Origin of the sequence: Pseudonocardia sp. SID8383 (assembly GCF_009864975.1) — a bacterium.
Lineage (GTDB): Bacteria > Actinomycetota > Actinomycetes > Mycobacteriales > Pseudonocardiaceae > Pseudonocardia > Pseudonocardia alni.
The window spans coordinates 1-1,414 of sequence record NZ_WWFY01000566.1 but is presented as its reverse complement, the minus strand read 5'-3'; the positions used below and the strand labels follow the sequence as shown (position 1 = coordinate 1,414).

Genomic DNA, 1,414 nt, shown 5'->3' with positions numbered 1-1,414 from the left:
CGGCGGTCGGGGCGTCGTCGCCGGGGGCGCGCGGCCGCTCGGGCGCGGTGGCCGTCCCGGAGGAGAACGCGAACCCGCCCCCGGCCTGGTAGCTGCCGCCGGTGCGCGGTGGCTCGTCCGTACCGGTCCCGAGCTCGCGCTGCTGCTCGTCGGACCGCAGGCTGATGCGCCGTCGGCGGGCGATCACCAGCCCGGCGACGACGGCGATCAGCAACACCGCCACGACGATCGCGACGACGATCCAGAGGGTCTGCGTGGTCACGACGCCACCCTGCCACGCCCGGCCGACCCGCCGTGCAGGACGGGCCGGTCAGGAGGCGGGGCGCAGGCGCTGGGAGATGACCTGGGTGATGCCGTCGCCGCGCATCGAGACACCGTAGAGGGCGTCGGCGACCTCCATCGTCGGCTTCTGATGGGTGATGACGATGAGCTGGCTGGTGGTGCGCAGCTCCTCCATCAGCGAGATGAGCCGGCGCAGGTTGACGTCGTCGAGGGCGGCCTCGATCTCGTCGAGGACGTAGAACGGCGAGGGCCGGGCCCGGAAGATCGCGACGAGCAGCGCCATCGCGGTCAGTGAGCGCTCCCCGCCGGACAGCAGCGAGAGCCGCTTGACCTTCTTGCCCGGCGGACGGGCCTCGACCTCGATGCCGGTGGTGAGCATGTCGTCGGGGTCGGTGAGCACGAGCCTGCCGTCGCCTCCGGGGAACAGCGTCGCGAACACGGTCTCGAACTCGGCGGCGACGTCGTGGTAGGCGGTGGTGAAGACCTCGAGGATCTTGTCGTCGACCTCGCGGACGACGGTGAGCAGGTCACGCCGGGTGTTCTTCAGGTCCTCGAGCTGGGTGGACAGGAACTTGTAGCGCTCCTCCAGCGCCGCGAACTCCTCCAGCGCGAGCGGGTTGACCTTGCCGAGCAGCGACAGGTCCTTCTCGGCCCGCTTGAGGCGGCGCTCCTGGGTGTGCCGGTCGAACGGGACCGGCGGCGGCGCGGAGACCTGCTCGCCGCGCTCGCGTGCGGCCTCGTACTCGGCGGTCTCGGCGGCCGACGGCGGCACCGGGACCTCGGGCCCGTACTCGGCGACGAGGTCGTCGACGCCGATGCCGTGGTCACCCAGGATCTTCTCGGTCAGCTGCTCCAGGCGCATCCGGGTCTGCTGGCGCACCATCTCGTCGCGGTGGACGGCGTCGGTGAGCTTCTCCAGCAGCGCGGTGAGCTTCGTCGTGGTGTCGCGGGCCTCGGTGTGGGCCCGCTCGCGTTCGGCGCGGGCGGCCTGGATCTCGTCGCGCTCGGCGGCCGCGGCGGCCAGGGAGCGTTCGATCCGCCCGGCGGCGACGTGCCCGGCGTCGACGACGAGCCGGGCGACCTCGGAGGCCCGCTCCCGTTCCGCGGCCGCGGCGGCGGCCCGGGACCGGGC

At 73.1% G+C, this 1,414-nt stretch carries 1 protein-coding gene and 1 pseudogene; both read right to left on the bottom strand.

The features are described 5' to 3' along the window. Positions 1 to 262: pseudogene (locus GTW08_RS13860) on the bottom strand (signal recognition particle-docking protein FtsY); the annotation flags it as partial. 48 nt (positions 263 to 310) lie between these two features. Further along, the coding region (locus GTW08_RS13855; RefSeq protein WP_161152007.1) for an AAA family ATPase at positions 311 to 1,414 on the bottom strand (1,104 nt) is incomplete at its 5' end.